The 20,813-nt window shown below is 58.8% G+C and carries 19 protein-coding genes and 4 tRNA genes; 11 read left to right on the top strand and 12 right to left on the bottom strand.

The annotated features are described in order from the left end of the window. The first annotated feature begins 1 nt into the window (after position 1). Genes KDX39_RS20730 through yacG form a run of 3 tightly spaced genes read left to right on the top strand, consistent with a single transcriptional unit; the run spans position 2 to position 1,700 of the window. Positions 2–874: a prepilin peptidase gene (locus KDX39_RS20730; protein WP_231661648.1), complete on the top strand. Its 873-nt coding sequence runs from the start codon at positions 2–4 to the stop codon at positions 872–874. Beyond that, the gene (gene coaE, locus KDX39_RS20725; RefSeq protein WP_231661647.1) at positions 871–1,494 is read left to right on the top strand and encodes a dephospho-CoA kinase; all 624 of its coding nucleotides are present in this window, start codon (positions 871–873) and stop codon (positions 1,492–1,494) included. Before KDX39_RS20730 ends, coaE begins: the two co-directional genes overlap by 4 nt. Continuing rightward, complete coding sequence (yacG, locus tag KDX39_RS20720; protein ID WP_099226382.1) at positions 1,491–1,700, top strand: DNA gyrase inhibitor YacG; 210 nt, start codon at positions 1,491–1,493, stop codon at positions 1,698–1,700. Before coaE ends, yacG begins: the two co-directional genes overlap by 4 nt. Before the next feature lie 189 nt (positions 1,701–1,889). On the opposite strand, the gene KDX39_RS20715 is transcribed toward yacG, so the two are convergent. After that, the gene (locus KDX39_RS20715) at positions 1,890–2,351 is read right to left on the bottom strand and encodes a hypothetical protein (RefSeq protein ID WP_231661646.1); all 462 of its coding nucleotides are present in this window, start codon (positions 2,349–2,351) and stop codon (positions 1,890–1,892) included. A gap of 124 nt (positions 2,352–2,475) precedes the next feature. Between KDX39_RS20715 and KDX39_RS20710 the strand changes: the two genes are divergently transcribed. The 4 genes from KDX39_RS20710 to KDX39_RS20695 all read left to right on the top strand — a co-directional run bounded on the left by KDX39_RS20710 (position 2,476) and on the right by KDX39_RS20695 (position 5,196). Beyond that, on the top strand, positions 2,476–3,105 hold the full coding sequence (locus tag KDX39_RS20710; protein WP_004884092.1) for a DUF1780 domain-containing protein: 630 nt from the start codon (positions 2,476–2,478) through the stop codon (positions 3,103–3,105). Beyond that, positions 3,102–3,647 carry an MOSC domain-containing protein gene (locus KDX39_RS20705; RefSeq protein WP_231661645.1) on the top strand — a complete coding sequence of 182 codons (546 nt, stop codon included), beginning with the start codon at positions 3,102–3,104 and terminating at the stop codon, positions 3,645–3,647. The genes KDX39_RS20710 and KDX39_RS20705 overlap by 4 nt, the downstream gene beginning before the upstream one ends. Before the next feature lie 13 nt (positions 3,648–3,660). Continuing rightward, positions 3,661–3,834, top strand: coding sequence for a DUF3094 family protein (locus KDX39_RS20700; RefSeq protein ID WP_032632672.1), 174 nt, complete (start codon positions 3,661–3,663; stop codon positions 3,832–3,834). A 63-nt stretch (positions 3,835–3,897) separates the two neighbouring features. Next, positions 3,898–5,196, top strand: coding sequence for an NAD(P)/FAD-dependent oxidoreductase (locus tag KDX39_RS20695; RefSeq protein WP_231661644.1), 1,299 nt, complete (start codon positions 3,898–3,900; stop codon positions 5,194–5,196). A gap of 494 nt (positions 5,197–5,690) precedes the next feature. Here KDX39_RS20695 and KDX39_RS20690 read toward each other — a convergent pair. The 7 genes from KDX39_RS20690 to rluD all read right to left on the bottom strand — a co-directional run bounded on the left by KDX39_RS20690 (position 5,691) and on the right by rluD (position 10,855). Beyond that, positions 5,691–5,767, bottom strand: a tRNA-Pro gene (locus KDX39_RS20690). Positions 5,768–5,864: 97 nt separating this feature from the next. Further along, positions 5,865–5,940, bottom strand: a tRNA-Lys gene (locus KDX39_RS20685). A gap of 5 nt (positions 5,941–5,945) precedes the next feature. Continuing rightward, positions 5,946–6,022 (bottom strand) — tRNA-Pro (locus tag KDX39_RS20680). Between the two features lie 29 nt (positions 6,023–6,051). After that, positions 6,052–6,127, bottom strand: a tRNA-Asn gene (locus KDX39_RS20675). A gap of 296 nt (positions 6,128–6,423) precedes the next feature. Continuing rightward, complete coding sequence (gene clpB / locus KDX39_RS20670) at positions 6,424–8,988, bottom strand: ATP-dependent chaperone ClpB (RefSeq protein WP_099226392.1); 2,565 nt, start codon at positions 8,986–8,988, stop codon at positions 6,424–6,426. A 179-nt stretch (positions 8,989–9,167) separates the two neighbouring features. Next, the gene (gene pgeF / locus KDX39_RS20665) at positions 9,168–9,896 is read right to left on the bottom strand and encodes a peptidoglycan editing factor PgeF (protein WP_231661643.1); all 729 of its coding nucleotides are present in this window, start codon (positions 9,894–9,896) and stop codon (positions 9,168–9,170) included. Further along, the gene (rluD, locus tag KDX39_RS20660; RefSeq protein ID WP_099226394.1) at positions 9,893–10,855 is read right to left on the bottom strand and encodes a 23S rRNA pseudouridine(1911/1915/1917) synthase RluD; all 963 of its coding nucleotides are present in this window, start codon (positions 10,853–10,855) and stop codon (positions 9,893–9,895) included. The genes pgeF and rluD overlap by 4 nt, the downstream gene beginning before the upstream one ends. A gap of 149 nt (positions 10,856–11,004) precedes the next feature. Here rluD and KDX39_RS20655 point away from each other — a divergent pair, with 149 nt between their 5' ends. From KDX39_RS20655 to KDX39_RS20640, 4 genes are all read left to right on the top strand, one after another. After that, positions 11,005–12,027: an outer membrane protein assembly factor BamD gene (locus KDX39_RS20655; protein WP_231661642.1), complete on the top strand. Its 1,023-nt coding sequence runs from the start codon at positions 11,005–11,007 to the stop codon at positions 12,025–12,027. Between the two features lie 123 nt (positions 12,028–12,150). Beyond that, positions 12,151–12,390 (top strand): PP0621 family protein, encoded by a 240-nt coding sequence (locus KDX39_RS20650; protein ID WP_099226494.1) that lies wholly within the window; start codon positions 12,151–12,153, stop codon positions 12,388–12,390. Further along, a complete protein-coding gene (locus tag KDX39_RS20645) occupies positions 12,380–13,972 on the top strand; it encodes a sensor histidine kinase (RefSeq protein ID WP_231661641.1) in 1,593 nt (530 codons plus the stop codon). The genes KDX39_RS20650 and KDX39_RS20645 overlap by 11 nt, the downstream gene beginning before the upstream one ends. Before the next feature lie 2 nt (positions 13,973–13,974). Continuing rightward, the gene (locus KDX39_RS20640; RefSeq protein WP_099226397.1) at positions 13,975–15,315 is read left to right on the top strand and encodes a sigma-54-dependent transcriptional regulator; all 1,341 of its coding nucleotides are present in this window, start codon (positions 13,975–13,977) and stop codon (positions 15,313–15,315) included. A 193-nt stretch (positions 15,316–15,508) separates the two neighbouring features. On the opposite strand, the gene thiO is transcribed toward KDX39_RS20640, so the two are convergent. Genes thiO through KDX39_RS20620 form a run of 4 tightly spaced genes read right to left on the bottom strand, consistent with a single transcriptional unit; the run spans position 15,509 to position 20,807 of the window. Continuing rightward, on the bottom strand, positions 15,509–16,621 hold the full coding sequence (gene thiO, locus KDX39_RS20635) for a glycine oxidase ThiO (RefSeq protein WP_231661640.1): 1,113 nt from the start codon (positions 16,619–16,621) through the stop codon (positions 15,509–15,511). A 28-nt stretch (positions 16,622–16,649) separates the two neighbouring features. Then, positions 16,650–17,051, bottom strand: a complete 402-nt coding sequence (locus KDX39_RS20630) for a type IV pilin protein (protein ID WP_231661639.1) — start codon at positions 17,049–17,051, stop codon at positions 16,650–16,652. An 11-nt stretch (positions 17,052–17,062) separates the two neighbouring features. Continuing rightward, the gene (locus KDX39_RS20625) at positions 17,063–20,311 is read right to left on the bottom strand and encodes a pilus assembly protein (protein WP_231661638.1); all 3,249 of its coding nucleotides are present in this window, start codon (positions 20,309–20,311) and stop codon (positions 17,063–17,065) included. After that, on the bottom strand, positions 20,298–20,807 hold the full coding sequence (locus tag KDX39_RS20620; protein WP_231661637.1) for a pilus assembly PilX family protein: 510 nt from the start codon (positions 20,805–20,807) through the stop codon (positions 20,298–20,300). The genes KDX39_RS20625 and KDX39_RS20620 overlap by 14 nt, the downstream gene beginning before the upstream one ends. Positions 20,808–20,813 lie beyond the last annotated feature (6 nt).

Raw genomic sequence — 20,813 nt, 5'->3', positions numbered from 1 at the left:
CATGCCCCTCCTCGACTTCCTGGCCAGCTCAACGCTGGCCTTCGTTATTTTCATCGGCGTGCTCGGCCTGCTGGTCGGAAGCTTTCTCAACGTCCTGATTTACCGCCTGCCCAAGATGATGGAGAACGACTGGAAAGCCCAGTCGCGGGAAATGCTTGGCTTACCCGCCGAGCCTGAGCAGCCCACCTTCAACCTGATCCTCCCTCACTCCCGCTGCCCGCACTGCGCTCACCAGATCCGCCCGTGGGAAAATCTGCCGGTGGTCAGCTACCTGATGCTTGGCGGCAAGTGTTCGCAATGCAAGGCTCCGATCAGCAAGCGCTACCCGCTGGTCGAGCTGGCCTGCGCGCTATTGTCGGCCTATGTGGCCTGGCATTTCGGCTTTGGCTGGCAGGCGGCGGCAATGCTGGTACTGAGCTGGGGCTTGCTGGCGATGAGCCTGATCGACGCCGATACGCAGTTGCTGCCTGATTCACTGGTACTACCGTTGATGTGGCTGGGCCTGATCGCGAACGCGTTTGGCCTGTTTACTTCGTTAAGCGATGCCTTGTGGGGCGCCGTGGCGGGATACCTGTCGTTGTGGTCGGTGTTCTGGCTGTTCAAGCTGATCACCGGAAAGGAAGGCATGGGCTACGGCGACTTCAAGCTGCTGGCCATGCTCGGCGCCTGGGGCGGCTGGCAAATCCTGCCACTGACAATCCTGCTCTCGTCACTGGTGGGCGCCATTCTTGGCGTGATCATGATGCGATTGCGCAGCGTCGAATCCGGCACACCGATCCCCTTCGGTCCTTATCTGGCCATCGCGGGGTGGATCGCTTTGCTCTGGGGTGGTCAAATAACCGACTCCTATTTGCAGTTTGCCGGTTTCAAATGACCCACCCTGATCAAAAACCCTGGATTCTCGGCCTGACTGGCGGTATCGGCAGCGGTAAAAGTGCCGCGGCACAGTGCTTTATCGACCTGGGTATTCAAACGGTGGATGCCGATCACGCTGCGCGCTGGGTCGTGGAACCTGGCCGGCCGGCGCTGGAACAGATCGTCGAGCACTTTGGCACTGGCGTTCTACAGACCAGCGGAGAACTGGATCGGGGTGCGCTGCGCAAGCTGATTTTCGAACAGCCCGAAGAACGACGCTGGCTTGAGTCACTGCTGCATCCGTTGATCAATCAGGAAATCAGCCGCTATCTGGCGCGTGCCACGTCACCCTACGCCATTCTGGTATCACCGTTGCTGATCGAATCCGGTCAGTACCGCACGGTCCAGCGACTGCTGGTGATCGATGCACCTCAGGCACTGCAGATAGAGCGCACCATGCTGCGCGACAGTTCAAGCCAGGAACAGGTCCAGGCCATCCTCAAGGCTCAGGTACAGCGCGAGGAGCGCTTGCGCCATGCCGACGATGTGCTGGTCAACGACCAGAATACTGCCTGGCTGAAAAGCGAAGTCGAGCGGCTGCACCACTTTTACCTTACTTTGCGTGGAGGCCAATCATGAGCCAACCAATGACCGTTCAATGTCCAACCTGCGGCGCGCCCGTGGAGTGGAGCGCGGCCAGCCCCAATCGTCCGTTCTGCTCGGACCGCTGCAAACTGATCGACCTCGGTGCCTGGGCATCGGAAGAACACGCCATTCCGGTGAGCCCGGATGCAGAAGACGACCTGTTTTCGGGCGATCTGGAAGTACCGCACAGAGGCCACTGAGGCTGCCTGATTCTTTTGGCGAGCAACTCCATCGCCTGATGACCGTTACCACGCTCTGCGTCCGCTCTCGAATGCGACGTGGAGCATGGGAGGCGGCTTGCCGGCGATGCGTTTCTGAAGCGTCCTATCAGCGACTGAACTGACGCCATCGCCGGCAAGCCGCCTCCGACAAGGTTGTTACACCCTCCGTTACGGCCTTTCCAGCGCTGCACGCAACGCCTCGGCACTCCCGAACTGCTGCTGACTCACTAACTGCCCGTCGCGCAATTGCAACCACAGGACTTTATCCTCGTCACCCGCGTACTGCGGCACGATACGGGCGTCGCGGTCGAGCATGACGCGGTAGGTATAGTCACGCATCTTGGGGATGGCGAACATCTTGGCGATGATAGTCGGCATCTTCTGAATGTCGGCGACGAAGACGGTATTGCGCGCTTCGAGAAAGCCTTTGGGTTTATCCGCGAGCGCGGCATTGACCAGTTTGGCGGCGTCCATGCTTCTGGCGACCAACAAGGTTTGCGTCTGGTTGTTAAGGGTGTAGGGCTGATCGTATTGGTCGAGCAGTGTCCACGGCGCGAGGCGCTCGCCGGTTTGCAGGGCATTGGCCGTCAGCGGCAACAGGGCCAGAAGCAGTATGGGCAGAAATTTCAACGCGGCACTCCTCGAAAAGGTACTGTTTGCCATAAGGCGATTACGAACAGCCAAAATGAAAGCCAGTTTACACCCACACATTCTCTCTTCCAGTGACAGCGATTAGAACGCTAAGCTTGGGCCCATGGATGACTCAGACTACTTACGCCTGTTGACGATCCAGGCCGAACAAGCCAACGCCTTTCTTTCCAATGCGCGAAAGTGGGAGCGTGAGCGATGGGTTTGTCAGCGCCTGCTACAGGGCCTGAACATCCCGCATCGCAACGAAGACTTCACACCGGCAGGCCAGGAGCCGCCGGACGTGCTGTTTCGTGATGCCTGCTTCGAGGTGTTTTTCGTGCTGGACGAGGGTCGCCGTCTCAATGACGAGTGGCGCGAGGAGCTGGAGCGACGACGCAGTGCCTTTTCCCTCAGCCAACTGGTGCGCCGTGAGGCCAAGCCCAAGCGCATCCCGGCTTCAGAACTGCTTCGACGCCTCGCCCCCACCCTGCGCAAGAAATCCCATAACTACCGCGAGCGGGGCCTGGACCTCGGCGAGCTGGACATCATTGCCTTCGCCAGCCTCAAGCGCGAAGTACTGGACCTCAACAGCCATTTCCCGCCGCCCACCGAGTACCTGCGTCAAGGCTGGCGCTCGCTGTCACTGGTAGGGCCGACCTTTGCCCGTGTATTGTTCGCGCACCCGGATGCTCCGGACTTTCTGCGTACCAATCTGGGCCGCAGTGTCGTTTTCGATGTTGGAATCAGTTTATGAGCCCGTTACAGGAACTGCTGGCCGACGTCCCGCAGCACGGTCGTGTGCGCTGGATCGGCGTGCGCCCCGAATCACGTGTCGACATGATCGAGCTGGATGCCGTGGAAGCGCGGCGCGATGCTGGGTTGACCGGTGACCACTCGCGCCCAGGGCCGCGCAACGCCCGGCAGGTCACACTGATCCAGTGGGAACATCTGGCCGTGGTCAGCTCTCTCCTGAACCGGTCAGCGGAAAATCCCATCGTACCGCAGGATCTGCGGCGCAATCTGGCGATCAGCGGCATCAATCTGTTCAGCCTGAAGGGACGGCGATTCAGGATCGGCCAGGCGATTTTCGAAACCACAGGCTGGTGTCAGCCTTGCGCGCGCCTCGAGCAACGGCTCGGCCACGGGACCTTTCAGGCGGTGCGGGGGCATGGCGGAATTACCGCCCGAGTGATACAAAGCGGAATCATCCGGCTGGACGACACGCTTCAGGTCGAACCGCTGGAAAGCACCGATTCATGGCCTCCTGCCAGGCAGTACACGCGAAACGAAACGTAACACGAGACATAAAATGAGCAGCCGTCTGAACCCGGACGACCAACGGCGTGTCGAAGAATACCTTCAGGCGCCCCAGCATCAAGTCGAGCGCAGGCCTTTCCGGCCATGGCTGCTCCTGATCATGCTGGTAGTCGTGGTCATCGGACTGGGCCTGCTGAGCCGTTTTCTGAGCCATCTGACGCTATGAGCTGCCTTGCGCTCGCGAAGATCAAGCTCCCCCCGAATTCCTTAAACCTTCTGAGTAACCCTTATGACTCATCGTATTGTCATCGTTGGCGGAGGCGCCGGCGGTCTGGAACTGGCCACCCGTCTGGGTAAAACCCTGGGCAAGAAAGGTACGGCCAGCGTTACGCTGGTGGACGCCAACCTCACCCACATCTGGAAACCCCTGCTGCACGAAGTGGCGGCCGGCTCACTGAACTCGTACGAGGACGAGCTCAACTACGTGGCGCAAGCCAAATGGAACAATTTTCAGTTCCAGCTGGGCCGTATGACTGGGCTTGATCGCACCAGCAAACAGGTGCATCTGGCTGCCACGCTGGATGAAAACGGTGCTGAACTGGTCCCGGCCCGCAGCCTGGGTTACGACTCACTGGTTCTGGCAGTCGGCAGCACCACCAATGATTTTGGCACCAAGGGTGCGGCGGAACACTGCCTGTTCCTCGACACCCGCAAGCAGGCCGAGCGTTTCCATCAGCAATTGTTGAATCACTACCTGCGTGCGCATGCCGGTCAGGCTGACGCAACTCAGGAGATCACGGTTGCCATTGTTGGTGCCGGTGCCACAGGGGTGGAACTGGCGGCCGAGTTGCACAACGCAGCCCATGAACTGGCTGCTTACGGGCTGGGGCAGATCAAACCGGAAAACCTGCGCATCACTGTGATCGAGGCAGGCCCGCGGGTTCTGCCGGCACTGCCCGAGCGCATTGGCAGCCCGGTCCACAAGACCCTCAGCAAGCTCGGCGTGACGGTGCTGACCAACGCGGCCGTCAGCGAGGTCACAGCCGACAGCCTGATCACGGCGTCCGGTGAAGTCATCCCCGCAACCCTGAAAGTCTGGGCGGCAGGCATTCGAGCCCCGGCGTTCCTGCACGAGCTGGACGGACTGGAGAGCAACCGTATCAACCAATTGCAGGTGCTGCCGACACTGCAAACCACTCGCGACGAAAACATCTTTGCCTTTGGCGACTGCGCTGCCTGCCCGCAAAAAGGCACTGATCGCAACGTCCCGCCTCGCGCCCAGACGGCACATCAGCAGGCTTCACTGTTGGTCAAATCCCTGCGTCTGCGGATCGAAGGCAAGGCATTACCGGAATACACCTACAAGGACTACGGCTCGCTGATCTCACTGTCGAGTTTTTCGGCGGTGGGCAACCTGATGGGTAACCTGACAGGCAGCGTCATGCTCGAAGGCTGGCTGGCGCGGATGTTTTATGTGTCGCTGTACCGCATGCACCAGATGGCGCTTTACGGCATGTTCCGCACGCTGATGCTGATGCTGGGCAGTCGCATCGGCAAGGGCACCGAGCCACGGATGAAGCTGCACTAAAAGACTGTGGTCGAGCATGCCAATGTTATGCATTGGCATGTCTGCGCAGAGGTTTGCGCCATGGCCGAGCAGGCGTCAATCTGATACCTATCAGAATGCTGATCGTGCTTCACCAGGATGGAAGGGGCACGAACCAGACGCTGGCTGACTATATTGATTGGCATGTCGACCTCACACTGCTGGCGCTGAACCAAGCTCCTGCCCGGATCTCTGATGCGGGTACGGTGTGCATTGCAGGCAATCAGGTCGTTCGATGCTCGCTTCGACCGGCTTAGTAATCAAGGAACATGAAAGGGGTTTTCTGAACGGATGGCGGATTCACCCGTGTTCTGACGCTGGTGTGGCCGTCACTTGAGAGAGTTGGCCAGCGGCTGAGCAGTCAGACCGGCTTTACGGAGAAACAAAAAAGGCGTCCCGAAGGACGCCTTTTTTGTTGGACTCAAGACCACTGTTCTTGAGTCCTGATCTTCAACCCTGATACAGCTGGGCGAAAATGGTCGGGGTAAGGGGATTCGAACTCCTGACATCCTGCTCCCAAAGCAGGCGCGCTACCGGACTGCGCTATACCCCGATGATGCTAAAAAGCACCTCGGAAGAGGCGCTTTTTATTTGGATGATGCTTGTGGCATCACTCCCTAAGATCCAGCCAGATACAAACTGGCCAAAAATGGTGGGTCGTGTGGGATTCGAACCTACGACCAATTGGTTAAAAGCCAACTGCTCTACCAACTGAGCTAACGACCCAAATATGGTCGGGGTAAGGGGATTCGAACTCCTGACATCCTGCTCCCAAAGCAGGCGCGCTACCGGACTGCGCTATACCCCGACTGAAACGTCATCGAACCTTGTGAAATCTGGCTCCACGACCTGGACTCGAACCAGGGACCCAGTGATTAACAGTCACTTGCTCTACCAACTGAGCTATCGCGGAACTATCGATTTCAGATTCAACGTTACCACTTGCCGCATTGAAATCACATCGCTGTTAACTCTTTGATTTCAATCTCAATGACGTTTGCGCTTCGTTTGTATCGTTGCGTTCACGTCTCTGAGGCGCGCTATTCTACAATTTTAAAAACACCTGTCAACCCTCTAAATTGCTTTTTAAGACAATGATTTGCGATTTTTTTTCAGATCGCCTTTCAGGGCTGATTTTGCTGCGGACATCGTCCTCAACAAAAAGGGCTCCCACTCGGGGAGCCCTCCTTTATAAGGCAACGGACCTCATCAGGCAAATACGATCTCGTCGTCGACCACCCGACCAGTGATGCCAGTCCCGGGTACGAAGCTGCCCGAGAGGATGAGTTGCGCCAGCGGGTTTTCGATCCAGCGCTGAATGGCACGCTTCAGTGGGCGCGCGCCATAGACCGGGTCGTAGCCAACGGCAATCAGCTTGTCCAGCGCTTCGGGGCTGAGCGTCAGAGAGAGCTCGCGCTCGGTCAGACGCTTGCGCAGACGATCCAGCTGGATGTCGGTGATACCGGCAATCTGATCACGCGCCAACGGCTCGAAGATCACCACTTCGTCGATCCGGTTGATGAACTCCGGCCGGAAGTGCGTGCTGACGGCATCCATCACCGCTGCGCGCTGCGCTTCACGATCTCCCACCAGCTCCTGAATCTGCGCCGAGCCCAGGTTGGAGGTCATGACGATCACAGTATTGCGGAAATCCACCGTACGGCCATGACTGTCGGTCAGGCGACCGTCTTCCAGTACCTGCAACAGAATGTTGAACACGTCCGAATGCGCTTTCTCGACCTCGTCGAGCAGGATTACCGAGTACGGTTTGCGACGTACGGCCTCGGTCAGGTAGCCGCCTTCCTCGTACCCGACATAGCCCGGTGGTGCACCGATGAGCCGCGCCACCGAATGCTTCTCCATAAACTCGGACATGTCGATCCGCACCATGGCCTCTTCGGTGTCGAACAGGAACTCGGCCAGCGCCTTGCACAACTCGGTCTTGCCCACGCCGGTCGGGCCGAGGAACATGAACGAACCGCTTGGGCGGTTGGGATCGGACAGGCCCGCACGCGAACGACGCACAGCGTTCGATACCGCGACCACCGCCTCTTCCTGGCCGATTACGCGGTTGTGCAACAGGGTTTCCATTTTCAACAGCTTTTCGCGTTCGCCTTCCAGCATCTTGGAGACCGGAATACCGGTCCACTTGGACACCACCTCAGCGATTTCTTCCTCGGTCACTTTACTGCGCAGCAACTGGTTCTCCGGCTTACCGTGCTGGTCGACCATCTGCAGGCTGCGCTCCAGATCCGGGATGATCCCATACTGCAATTCAGCCATGCGGTTCAGGTCGCCACGACGGCGTGCCGCTTCCAGTTCCTGACGCGACTGCTCGATTTTCTGCTGGATCTGCGCAGAACCGGTTACTTCGGCTTTTTCCGATGTCCAGATTTCTTCCAGATCCGCATATTCCAGCTCCAGACGCTGGATATCGTCCTGAAGCTTGCCCAGACGCTTTATGGCTGCCTCGTCCTTCTCTTTCTTGAGCGCCTGAGCTTCCACCTTCAACTGGATCAGGCGGCGCTCGAGGCGGTCGAGCACTTCCGGCTTGGAGTCGATTTCCATGCGAATGCGGCTGGCCGCTTCGTCGATCAGGTCGATGGCCTTGTCCGGCAACTGACGATCAGTGATGTAGCGATGGCTCAACTTCGCCGCTGCGATGATCGCACCATCGGTGATAGCGACCTTGTGGTGGACTTCATAGCGCTCTTTCAGGCCACGCAGAATCGCGATGGTGTCTTCTTCGCTTGGCTCGTCCACCAGCACTTTCTGGAAACGACGCTCCAGCGCGGCATCCTTCTCTATATATTGGCGGTACTCGTTGAGCGTGGTCGCGCCGACGCAGTGCAACTCGCCGCGTGCCAGAGCCGGCTTGAGCATGTTGCCCGCATCCATCGAGCCTTCGCCTTTACCCGCGCCGACCATGGTGTGCAGTTCGTCGATGAACAGGATGATCTGGCCTTCCTGCTTGGACAGCTCGTTGAGCAGCGATTTCAGGCGCTCTTCGAACTCGCCGCGGTATTTGGCACCGGCAATCAGTGCGCCCATGTCCAGCGAAAGAAGACGCTTGCCACGCAAACCGTCAGGCACTTCACCGTTGATAATACGCTGCGCCAAGCCTTCGGCTATGGCGGTCTTGCCCACACCCGGCTCACCGATCAACACCGGATTGTTCTTGGTGCGGCGCTGCAAAACCTGAATCGTGCGACGGATCTCGTCGTCACGACCAATCACCGGGTCGAGCTTGCCTTCTTCGGCCCGCTTGGTCAGGTCAACGGTGTACTTGTCCAGCGCCTGACGCGACTCTTCGACGTTGGGATCATTGACCGCCCCGCCGCCGCGCAGATTATTGATGGCATTTTCCAGCGCCTTCTTGCTGACACCCTGCCCCAGCAGCAACTTGCCGAGCTTGCTGTTCTCGTCCATGGCGGCGAGCAGCACCAACTCACTGGAAATGAACTGGTCACCCTTTTGCTGGGCCAGGCGATCAGCCTGATTGAGCAGACGCGCCAGCTCCTGCGACATGTTGACGTCGCCGGTCGGGTTCTGGATTTTGGGCAGTTGATCGAGCTCTTTGCTCAATTCCTTGCGCAGGCTATTCACGTCGAAACCTACCTGCAGCAGCAAAGGTTTGATCGAGCCACCTTGTTGTTCTAGCAATGCCTGCATCAAATGCGCAGGCTCAATGGCTGGGTGGTCGAGGCCCACTGCCAGTGATTGTGAATCTGATAACGCTAACTGTAATTTGCTGGTCAATCTGTCGATACGCATAGTCACCTTCCTTTAGAGCAGGCCGGAGCAATGAACACACCTGTGACGAAAACCTGCTGAAACACTTATGGATGCGCAATAGATGCGGGCAATTCTGCGTGTTTCAAGACTGACATCGCTTGATGTGGATCAGCCTCACGCTCAGGCAAGACTAGCTGGCTTGAGCGAAAGAGCAGGAGTCAGGCGTGATCGATCCAGATCAGCGAGGCAAATCGGCCGGTGCGGGCTGCACGGCGATAGGAGAAGAAGCGCGGATCGGTGAAGGTGTCAAAGCCGCCACCATAAACAGAGGAGATGCCATACGCCGCCAGCCGCAGGCGCGCCAGGGTATAGATGTCGGCCATGAATCGACCGGCGTTGGAGCTGGCGATGAATGCTTCGACCGTTTCAGGGTGCTGACTCACGAAGGCCTCGCGAACCTCCGGCCCGACTTCGAACGAAGGCTGACCGATCGCAGGACCCAGCCAGACCATCACGTCATCGGGAGCAACCTGCAAGCTGTCGGCCGTCGCTTCCAGCACACCTGCCGCCAGACCACGCCAGCCGGCATGCGCGGCAGCGACTCGGGTGCCGTCACGGCGACAGAACAGCGCAGGCAGGCAGTCGGCGGTCATGATGGTGCAGGCGACGCCGGGCTTATCCGTCCAGCTGGCGTCGGCTTCCATGACGCGCGAAGGATCAGCCTGTGCAACGACCACACCATGCACCTGGCGCAGCCAGGCGGGTTGAACGTTGAGGCTGGCGGTCAGAACAGAACGATTGCTGGCAACAGCCTGGGGGCTATCGTCAACGTGATCGCCGAGATTGAAGGTGTCGAACGGAGCCTGACTGGCCCCGCCCGAGCGGGTGGTGACGCAGGACTTGATATGCGCTGGCGCGGGCCAGTCAGGTATCAGCCAGTCATTCACCCGATAAACGCCTCGCGGTCCTGCTTGAGCAGCGACAGCAGCCAGACGAAGTCGTCGGGCAGAGGCGATTCCCAACTCATGCGCTTGCCAGTGGTCGGGTGATCCAGCTCCAGGAAGCGCGCATGCAGCGCCTGACGCGGGAAGGTCTTGAGCGAATCGACCATGGTCAGGCTGGCAGCAGGCGGAATACGGAAACGACCACCGTAGGCAGGGTCGCCGACCAACGGATAGTTGATGTGCGCCATGTGCACACGAATCTGGTGCGTACGACCGGTTTCCAGCTTGACCCGTACATGGGTGTGCGACCGGAAGCGCTCCAGCACACGGTAATGACTCACCGCCTGCTTGCCGCCTTCCATCACCGCCATGCGTTGACGCTGCTGGCCGTGACGGCCGATCGGCGCGTCGATCTTGCCGCCTGCGGTCACGACACCGATCACGATGCATTCATAGATGCGGCTGACGCTACGACTCTGCAACTGGGTGACCAGTTGGGTCTGCGCCTGAATCGTCTTGGCGACCACCATCAGACCCGTGGTGTCTTTATCCAGGCGATGCACGATGCCGGCGCGCGGAACGTTGATGATGTCCGGCACATGGTGCAGCAAGGCATTGAGCAGCGTGCCGTCAGCGTGACCGGCAGCCGGATGCACCACCAGGCCCGCAGGCTTGTTGATGACCAGGATCTGATCGTCTTCGTAGACGATATCCAGTTCGATGTCCTGAGCGACCCATTCACCCTGGGCCTCCTGCTCGGCAATCAGCTCGAGAATGGCACCACCATGCACGATGTCACGCGGGCGCAGAACGCCACCGTCCACAGTCAGGCGGCCGTCCTTGATCCAGGCGGAAAGGCGCGAGCGCGAGTGCTCAGCGAATAATTGTGCGGCGACTTGATCGAGGCGTTGACCGCCCAATTCGGACGGCACCTCTGCGCGGAGTTCTATATTTTCGGACATGACCAGACTAGGTGGCGGCTAGCCTTTGGTTTCGGCAGCGCGCTTGTGGTTAAATACGGCGTCTTTTGTCCCGCCGGTATCGCGGGGCGCTCATCATAACAGGACGGCCCCGCCCAAGACAGCAGGCCGTTATAGGGACGCAAGCCGCCATGCAAGTGAAACACCTGCTGCTGATCGCCATCCTCGCATTGACTGCGGCCTGTTCGTCGAAGGAAGTCATCGACGAAAACCTCAGCGAAGTCGAGCTGTACCAGCAGGCGCAGGCCGACCTGGGCAATAACAGCTATAACAGTGCCACTGAGAAGCTCAAGGCGCTGGAATCTCGCTATCCGTTCGGTCGCTATGCCGACCAGGCCCAGCTTGAGCTGATCTACTCGAACTACAAGAACGGTGAACCGGAGGCCGCGAAATCTGCCGCCGAACGCTTCATTCGCCTGCACCCGCAGCACCCGAACGTCGATTACGCCTATTACATGAAAGGCCTGACCTCGTTCGACCAGGACGTCGGCCTGCTGGCCCGCTTCCTGCCACTGGACCAGACCAAGCGTGACCCGGGCGCCGCCCGTGACTCGTTCAACGAGTTCGCGCAACTGACCAGCCGTTTCCCGAACAGCCGTTACTCGCCCGACGCCAAGCAGCGCATGATCTACCTGCGCAACCTGCTGGCTTCGTACGAAATTCACGTGGCTGACTATTACCTGACCCGTCAGGCCTACGTGGCCGCCGCCAACCGCGGTCGTTATGTGGTCGAAAACTTCCAGGAAACACCGTCTGTCGGTGACGGCCTGGCAGTCATGGTGGAGTCTTACCAGCGTCTGCACCTCGATGATCTGGCAGCGACCAGCCTTGAAGTACTGAAAGCCAACTACCCGAACCATCCACAGCTGGATAACGGCGAATTCATGCCTCGTCAGGCCGAAGCGGACAACCGTTCGTGGCTGTCCAAGGCGACTTTGGGCCTGATCAGTGGCAGCGCACCGCTGCCACCGGGTGAAACCCGTGCCGATCAGGACATCAAAAAGCAATATCAGGAAGCCAAAGACTCCATCCCTAAAGAGCTGCTGCCGGAAAATCAGGCAGAGCTGGATGAGCAGGCCGAGAAAGAAGCCGAAGAGAAAGGCACCAAGAGCCGTTCGTGGTTCAGCTACATGACGCTGGGTCTGTTCGACTGATTCGAACACGACTCACGAAAAAAGAGGCCTTTGCAAGGCCTCTTTTTTTATGCGCATTCGCCTCTGTCCGCCCGCCTGCTCCTTGGCTACACTGCGCAGACTCAACTCACTAAGCTGGTAGTCATGCTTCGGTTATTAATGTGGGCCGCGTTGATCGCGGCGGTGGTCTGGTTTATCAAGCGGCTGCTCAATCCCCCGAAACCAAAATCACGTCCGGCGCCGCCCGACACCACCGCAGCTCCCATGGTGCGTTGCGCCCATTGCGGCGTTCATCTTCCTCGTGACCGTGCATTGAGCCAGGAAAAACAATGGTACTGCAGCGAGGCGCACAGGCTAGAAGGCCCAGCGGCACGTGACCGCTGAGCCCCTTTCGCTCGGCACTGCCCAAGCGCAACGGATCCTGCGGCTTTATCATCTTTATCGCCTCGTCATCGGTGTCCTGCTGGTATCGCTGATTTCCAGCAGCCTGGACACCGAACTGTTGCAGATGGCCAACCCGAACCTGTTCCGCGCAGGCTGCTGGCTGTATCTGGTGTCCAATATCCTGGTAGTGGTGCTGCTGGAGCGGCCGAGTCGCCAGTCTCATCTCTTCAGCCTGGCACTGGCAGACGCGATCATGCTGTCCGGCCTTTTCTACGCAGCCGGGGGCCCTTCGAGCGGTATCGGCAACCTGCTGATCGCCTCGGTCGCGATCAGTAATGTGCTGCTGCGTGGTCGCATCGGGCTGCTGATCGCTGCAGTCTCGGCCATCGGGATCATCTACCTGACCTTCTACATCAGCCTCGGGACGCCATCGGTTTCCAGCGACTACGTGCAGGCTGGCCTGCTGGGTGCCATGTGCTTCGCTGCCGCCATGCTGGTGCAGGCACTCACCGCACGCATGCTCAATAGCGAAGTGCTGGCCAAGCAGCGTGCTGCCGATGTCGATAACCTGGAAGAACTCAACGCCTTGATTCTGCAACGCATGCGCACCGGCATTCTGGTGCTGGATGCGCGGCGTCAGGTGCTGCTGGCCAATCAGGGCGCGCTGAACCTGCTGGGGCATGAGCAACTGGTCGGCCAGGTGATCGATCATTACTGCCCGCAATTGGTGGATCGCCTTCGCCACTGGCTGATCAATCCGGTCATGGTGCCGCGCAGTCTCTCGACTTCCGCCATCGGGCCGGAACTGCAACCCAGCTTTGCAGCAGTCAACCGAGGCGATCAGCTCCAGACCCTGATTTTCCTGGAGGACCTGTCGCAGGTCGCCCATCAGGCCCAGCAGCTTAAACTCGCTGCACTGGGTCGTCTGACGGCCGGTATCGCCCACGAAATCCGCAACCCGCTGGGGGCTGTCAGCCATGCGGCGCAGTTATTGAACGAGTCGGAAGAATTGACCGCGCCGGACAGGCGTCTTGGGCAGATCATTCATGATCAGTCACGACGCATCAATCTGGTCATCGAGAACGTGCTGCAACTGTCCAGACGGCGTGAAGCCCAGCGCGAACTGCTTGATCTGAAAAACTGGCTGGAAGACTTTGTTGCGGAGTTTCGCAGCACCGCTCTGCCTGACCAACGAGTCGAGACCGAAATAGGTGTCGGCATGCTGACCACACGCATGGACCCCGAGCAGTTGAATCAGGTGGTCACCAACCTGCTGCAGAACGGCCTGCGCTACAGTCGTCAGGGCCACCCTAGCGCAGAGGTGCTGCTGAGGCTGTATCACGACCGAAAAAGCGATCTGCCGACGCTGGAGGTCCTGGATAACGGCCCCGGCGTCAGCGAGAAGCACCTGAGCAGATTGTTCGAACCGTTCTTCACCACCGAAAGCAAAGGGACGGGGCTTGGCCTCTACCTGTCGCGCGAGCTATGCGAAAGCAATCAGGCCCATCTGGACTACGCCCCTCGGGAAGGCGGCGGCAGTTGCATGCGGATTACCTTCGCCCACCCGTTCAAACCGAGCTGAACATGACCCCACGGCAAAAGATCCTGATCGTCGATGATGAGCCGGACATTCGCGAACTCCTGGAGATCACTCTGGGCCGGATGAAGCTGGAGACCCGCAGCGCCTGCAACGTCGCCGAGGCACGCCAGTGTCTGGCTCGCGAAGCATTCGACCTCTGCCTGACGGACATGCGCCTGCCGGACGGCAACGGACTGGAACTGGTGCAGCATATCCAGCAGAGCTTTGCTCACGTCCCGGTGGCGATGATCACGGCGCATGGCAGTCTGGACACCGCTATCCATGCGCTCAAGGCCGGAGCGTTCGACTTCCTGACCAAGCCGGTGGACCTCGGTCGACTGCGGGAACTGGTCAACAGCGCGTTGCGCCTCACACCCGTCGTGCAGCCGGTGAGAACTCTGGACAACCGCCTGCTGGGCGATTCACCGCCCATGCGCACGTTGCGCAGCCAGATCGCCAAACTGTCGCGCAGTCAGGCCCCCGTTTACATCAGCGGCGAGTCGGGCAGCGGAAAAGAGCTGGTGGCGAAGCTGATTCACGAACAAGGCCCGCGCGGAGAAAAACCGTTCGTGCCGGTCAACTGCGGCGCCATTCCGTCCGACCTGATGGAAAGCGAGTTCTTCGGACACCGCAAAGGCAGCTTCACCGGCGCCCATGAAGACAAGCCCGGACTGTTCCAGGCGGCGCAGAACGGCACGCTGTTTCTGGACGAGGTGGCCGATCTGCCGCTGGCCATGCAGGTCAAACTGCTGCGCGCGATACAGGAGAAGTCCATTCGCAGCGTCGGCGGTCAGCAGGAACAGGTGGTCGATGTACGGATTCTCTGTGCGACCCACAAGGACCTGAACGTGGAGGTGGCCGCAGGACGCTTCCGACAGGATTTGTATTACCGTTTGAACGTTATCGAGTTGCGCGTACCGTCGCTGCGCGAACGTCGTGAAGACATCGACCAGTTGGCGGCCATCGTCCTTCAGCGACTGGCGACCAACAGCGGCCTGCCCGCCGCCACGCTCGACGCTCAGGCACTGGATACGCTGAAAAACTATCGTTTCCCCGGCAACGTCCGTGAGCTGGAGAACATGCTGGAGCGTGCCTACACGCTGTGCGAGAACGACGAAATCCATGCGTCTGACCTGCGCCTGGCCGAGTCTGCCAGACCTCAGGAGAGCGACGGCCCGAACCTGGCCGACATCGACAACCTGGAAGATTATCTTGAAGGCATCGAGCGCAAGCTGATTCTGCAGGCTCTGGAAGAGACCCGCTGGAACCGGACAGCGGCAGCCCAGCGACTCAGCCTGTCATTCAGGTCGATGCGTTATCGGTTGAAAAAGCTGGGGCTGGATTGAGCGGGAAGGCATTGGCCTTTGAGGCTTTCAGCGCTTTAGCAGTCAGTACAACCCCGTGGGAGGCGGCTCGCCGGCGATGGCGTCATTGCAGTCACCAGCGTGGCGCTTGGAAAATCGCTTCGCCGGCAAGCTGCCTCCCACAAAAACCGCATTTATTATTCAGCACGTTATAGTTTATTGATGAAGGTGCAGTTCATATCCGGGCGGGCGTGATGCGGCCGTGCGGCGCATAGGGCGCAGGATCAATGATCGGCTCATGCTCCAGCAATAAATCAGCGAGCAACTGACACGACGCGGGTGCCAGCACCAGGCCGTTGCGGTAATGACCGCAGTTGAGCCACAGCCCTTCGAAGCCGGGCACCGGGCCAATGAACGGAATGCCTTCAGGCGACCCCGGACGCAGCCCCGCCCATTGAGCGACAGGCTCGGCCTCCGCCAATGCCGGAATCAGTTCGACAGCCGAGGCCTTGAGGCTTTCAAGCGCCACCTCGGTCGTGCTCTTGTCGAAACCTGCGTGCTCCAGCGTACTGCCAATCAGAATATGCCCGTCACGCCGAGGGATTGCGTAGCGCCCTTTGGCCAGCACCATGCTGGGCAGGAAATCCGATGCGCACTTGTAGAGGATCATCTGCCCTTTGACAGGCTCGACTGGCAGCTCCAGGCCAAGGTGTTTCAACAGCTCACCACTCCAGGCACCCGCAGCGAGAATCACGCGGTCGGCGAGCACATCGCCCAAAGCCGTCTTCACGCCTTCGATTCTATCGCTGCGACGCAGGAAGCCAGTGACCTCGCACTGCTCGCGGATCTCGACACCGGGCATCGCCAGCAAGGCAGCCTTGAGGGATTTGACCAGTCGAGGGTTACGCACATTGGCCACGTCGGCCATGTAGATCGCCCGCGAATACCCCTGTCCGAGCACTGGCACAGCATCATGCACCGCAGAAATATCAATGCTGCTCAGTGGCCGGTTTTCCCGTACCGCCCAGTCGAGCGCCTGCTGTTCGTCCTCCAGATCCAGCCAGTACAAGCCGGTGGTGTGGACCTCGGGATCAAGGCCAGTCTGCCTGAAAAGCCGTTCGCCCAGATGCGGATAGAAATCCTGGGACCAGTGCGCCAGCGCTGTCACTGCCGGGCTGTAGCGCCAAGGGTATAGCGGAGAGACGATTCCCCCACCCGCCCATGAAGACTCAAGCCCAACGCCCGACCTGTCCAGCAGTACAACGCTCATGTGCGCCGATGCCAGATTGAAGGCGGTCAGCAAACCGATAACACCACCGCCGACGATCACTACGTGTTGCTTGGGCATTTTGCTCTCTGGGCAAGTTGAAAAAAGGTTATCGGCCCCAGCAGTCTTTCTTCGTCACGCCGCTGGACGCGCCTGAGTTGCTGTACTCACCCGTATTCTTGATGACGAAACTGCCACACTTGTCGCCATTCATCATCGCGTTGCCGTTGGGCGTCGCCGTCAAGGTGAAGTCGGAGGCGTTCAGCACAGGAACGATGCCGTAATAGGTGTTTCCCTGGCTCAGACCTTGTGCCCCCGCGTAAGTACCGCTCCGGGAATAAAAGCGCTCCAGCGCCTGTGTCTGCTCGGACAGCAGACTGGCAATTTCAGCACGATGGGTGCGCCTCACGTACTCGGTGTAACTGGGGTAAGCCACCGCCGCAAGGATACCGACAATCGCCACGACGATCATGAGTTCGATCAGCGTAAAGCCCCTGGTTGTTGCTCGCATGGTCAGCTTCCCTATTGGATTTGTCGCCACATGATGCGTTGGAATGTGTTTTTTGCGCCTGAGCCACTGTCCTCAGGAAGCCGGAGTATGTTGCCACTGGAATCGATCAATATTTTCCGATCTTCCGGGTCCTTTGGATTGCCGTTGGTATCGGTTCCAAGACTTACCGTTCCCGCCAGAATAGAAGCCAGAATCGGAATGCCACTGCCTACCGCACGGCCCGAAACACGCACGTCCAGTGCGTTTACGTCCAGATCTCCGTTGGTGTCCAGCACCTGATAATTGAGCATACTGCCAGTTGCAGATTCCAGCTCAAACAGACGCCCTGTACCCGTGCTTTCACAGGGGTCTGTCGAGTTAACGGCGGCAGTGGTGAAGATGATGCGCCCCCTGCTTGTTTGAGCAGGGTAAATGATGCGTTCGCCAACATAGGGTTCGACGGTGGACAACGGCAGGAACCACCCCCGCTTCGATGCCCAGTCAACATCATTGGAAGTGGAAGTGAAGTAGGTCGCGTCGCTGCCAGTCACCGTGCCCGTGACTGCCTGAGCCTGCAAGTTGCTTTCCACATAGTTGCCCGATGCCGTGTCAGCGTCCCAGATTGCATAGAAATCCTGAAGCGCTGTCGTCTGCTTGTCCGCTGTCTCGAGAAACTTGCCGGTCCCGAAATAGATGATCTTGCCGTTCAGCGGGTGATCCAGAATCAGCGGCTGAACGGTGATCGGCTGGTTCGCACCTCTTGGCGTAGTGAACAATGGCGCACCATTGAAAGCCACCTTCCAACTGCTGGCTGATGTCCCGCTTAGATCAAACTTCCACAGACGGCCTTTCAAGTCACCTGCATATGCGGCCTGCACTACGTTCTGCGCATTGACCCGCAGCCTGACCGACGACAGTCCGTTATCGGTTTCGCTGCCCGTTACAGGGGTGGGTATCTCAGCGATGAGTGCTCCGGTGTTGGCGTTCAGGACAAAAAGCGAGGCCCGGCCCGTAAAACTTCCATAACCATTACCGACAACGACAATCCCGGTCCCATCCGCCATACGTGCCGCTTCGGGCTTTGAATAGGTGTAACCCAGATTGTTGAAGCCGTTTGTGGGTGTGGAAACATCAGGCGCCTTGACCTCCCACAATGCACTGACGTTATTGGCAGTCCCCTCGAACAGCTTGAGGGCGAAGAATGCCTTACCGCCTGCCCCAAGACCACTGACCGCTACAGTGCGCCATGAAGCATTGCTGCCTGCCTGAGTGTCGAATATCGAAATCTGACCGTCAGCAGTGAATTTGTGCAAGCCAAGACCATAATTGATCGATGCCACGGTTGCCAGTGATGTCAGCGCAGTCGAGGGCATGTAGGCATAGGTGCGCCTGCCATTGTCGGCACTGATCACATTCAAAAAGCCGTCATTGGCGTTTACCAACACGTTGTACGCCATATTGCTGGCTTTATTCGCCAGGTAAGTACTGTAAGAGGTGCTGCCCGTCATGTCAGTTGACGTTTTTTCGGTCGGAAGCGCCACGGCCAGATTGGTATTGATCAGATCACCCAGCAGACGGGTACGTGTTCGCAAGGCTGTATTGGCAGTGCCTTTGGCCCAGGAAATCAGCTGAACGCCAGTGACACCCGTTGGCAAGGTAGCGTTGACGGCGTCCCTTTGCGGCTGCGAGATCGAATTGAAGTCCAGAGTCACTCTGGCGAGCGTGGCGGTGTTCCAGGTTTCGAAAGTAGGCGCGGCCGAGCTGGAGGTTATAGTCGTGTCGGTCGTCCAGACCGCAGTACCTGTATCTGCGGTCGCTGCATCCAGATCGAACGCATTGATCGTCCCGTGCCAGTCGGAAGGGTCATACAACGTCTGGAAAAAACGCGTACCTGCTTGCAGGGTCGCAGAGTTAGCAGCCCCCCCGCCGCCAGAACCCGCCTTGGCATAGATATCACTCAGCGCAAGGTTCAAGGCAGCATTCAGCCCTGAGCTGTCATTGGCCTGGAAGTATTTTCCACGGCCGTGAGCGTCGTTCGCCGCATCGACCAGCATCTGGTTGTTGGCTGTGAAGCCAATGGTGTAGGTACTCAGATTTTGTTTAGGGAAACCTGCGGTGTCCCAGCTCTTCCCGGTCAGATCGCCCCCGGCAGCCGAAGCATCGCGACGCAGGTCGATGTCGTAGGCGAACTTGGCCAGGTCATCCAGATACAGCGTGTCACCCTCTCCATCACCCGACAGATTGTTTCCGTCGTTGGCTGCATTCAGATCCCAGTTGGGCAATGAACGTGTGGTGTCAGCGACATCTTCCGGATCATTGGTGGGGAACGTGCGGTCGTAGGTCGGCAAACCATCGGTGACCACCACGCCGTAGTTCTTCTGACAGCGGTATTGAATGGGGCTCACATAGTTGGCAGCACTCTGATAAAAGGGCGCCATACCACGGAAATAACGGGTGATCTCGTAATAGGTTTCCGCCAGCGGCGTGTTGGCGGAAGGGGTCAGGTTGGCGATGGCCTGCTTGAGCGCGTTAACGTTGGCGGTGGCCTGCGTCTGAGTGACTGCTGGCTGAAACGTCGAGGCTGCGACCGGAGACAGATCGGTGACCACTCTGGAAATCCTGCCACCCGGCCCGAGATCGAAGTTATTCGGCTCGTTGAAGGTCGCCAGTCCGATCCTGAGCGTAAGGTTGTTGGAAACCAGATTGGTCGCAACGGTCTTCGCGACGTTCATGCGGAAATCGTTGGGGATCACACCGTTGGTGTAATTTCGCACACCCAAATCGAAGAGGCCAGGCGTGACCAGATCGATCAGATACGACAGATAATCTGCGGTATAACGCGTCAGGCCATTCCCGGCAGGATCAGGCAAAACGACGCAGTAACGAATGCCGTTGCGAAAGATCGTGCGCCCACCGAACAGGCATGACAGTGAAATGCCGGCCACACCTGTCGCGTTGATGGCGCCCACTGAGAGCGTTTCCCCGCCCGAGATGGTGCTTATGAACGGACACGGAACCGTAATCAGACCACTCACACACTGCGTGGAGTAATACTGGATATCAGGGCGATTGACGTTCGGATCAAACCCGGACGCCCAGATGATGTTGTACATACTGCCCGAGTTGTCCACGAGCAGCATCAGGTTGGGCGGCACTGCCGAGGAACTGAGCAACGGCACCTGTGCCGGTGTGAAGGCATAGACCGGCGACGCCAGATACAACGCCAGCAACATACCGTAGACATACTTCATTCCACGGCGAAGCGCTTCAGCAATTGGCATAGATGCTCTCCAGCACGGTTCGCGACGTTCCGCCATTTATCGCAACAGCGGTCACTCGGTACAACGTAAAAACTGAACCGCCACTCGCGCAGGCAGGCCGCTTTATGGGAGCGGCCGTGTTCCCCAGGTTTTGAACGGCATAAAACCCTCCCCCCTCTGAAATCCAGGTCACCCCGGATGGGCCCAGGCCAGCGGAAGTTACCACGGTAGACTCGGCAGGTGGCGCGCATGTAGCCAGACTCGAGCAGGCAGCCGGTACCACCCTGCCCGCCTTGATAGCCGACTCGCCAAGACGCAACACACTTTCGGCCAACTGAAACGACTGATTGCGGACCACCACGCTGCCCGCCATTTTTTCCTGCAATGTGGCGTTCTGCATCGAGGAAATCCCCAACAACGTGAGCAGCAACAGAAACACCAGACTGACCAGCAGCACCATTCCGCTCTGACGGACCGGGAAGCTTTTGGTCAAATTGAGTCTAAAGGTCTTGTTCATGCTCGG

Origin of the sequence: Pseudomonas sp. CDFA 610 (genome assembly GCF_021147865.1) — a bacterium.
Taxonomy (GTDB): domain Bacteria; phylum Pseudomonadota; class Gammaproteobacteria; order Pseudomonadales; family Pseudomonadaceae; genus Aquipseudomonas; species Aquipseudomonas alliivorans.
This window is presented reverse-complemented; position numbering and strand designations above follow the sequence as displayed.